Here is a 669-nt window from a genome sequence, read left to right on the forward strand (position 1 = left end):
TTTGGGAGCGAGGCCGCCTGATGGGGTGGCAATTGGGAGGACAGCACCCAGGAGAGGTCACCGGCGTCGATCGGGTGGTCATGGGGCACACTCCGCTACGTGACGAGCACTGGCTACGCCTTGGCAACCTCTGTTGGCTCGATACCGGCGCCACCTACAACGGCGAGCTGACTCTGGTGAGCGATCTTACCCTCCTCGGTTAAAGGCGGGTTCAAGACGAAAACGCCTCGTCAGGTTCTCCAGCTCGCAGGAGAGCTCCACCAGCGTCTGGCTTGCCTCCGCCGTCTGTCTGGCCCCCTCCCGACTCTGCTCGGCAACCACACCGATCCCGTTGATCGCCCTTGCTATCTCCTCTGCCGCACCGGCCTGCTGTTCGGCTGCGGTCGCCGTATGCAGGGCGTGGTCGTTGATTTCCGCCACGGCGGCGGCCACCCGATCCAGGGCATTCTGTAACACGGCCGTCCCCTCCAGGGTCAGGTGCGAGAGATCCACGCTGTGACGAATCCCTCCCAGCACTTTGCCGGCGCTGCCATTGAGACTGGTGACCAGCAGCTCAATCTCGCGGATGGAAGACTGAACCTGTTCGGCCAGTGTCTTGACCTCACCGGCGACCACGGCGAAGCCTCGTCCCTGCTCACCCGCCCGTGCTGCCTCGATGGCGGCATTGAG

General features: G+C 64.1%; 1 protein-coding gene and 1 pseudogene. One reads left to right on the plus strand and one right to left on the minus strand.

Going from position 1 to position 669, the window contains the following annotated elements:
- A pseudogene (locus BN1121_RS19220) lies at positions 1–203 on the plus strand (metallophosphoesterase); the annotation flags it as partial.
- On the opposite strand, the gene BN1121_RS04810 reads toward BN1121_RS19220, so the two are convergent.
- On the minus strand, positions 187–669 hold a 483-nt coding region (locus BN1121_RS04810), incomplete at its 5' end, for a methyl-accepting chemotaxis protein (RefSeq protein ID WP_043597397.1). The pseudogene BN1121_RS19220 and the gene BN1121_RS04810 sit on opposite strands and share 17 nt — an antisense overlap.

It is taken from the genome of Aeromonas diversa CDC 2478-85, assembly GCF_000819805.1.
Taxonomy (GTDB): Bacteria; Pseudomonadota; Gammaproteobacteria; order Enterobacterales; family Aeromonadaceae; genus Aeromonas; species Aeromonas diversa.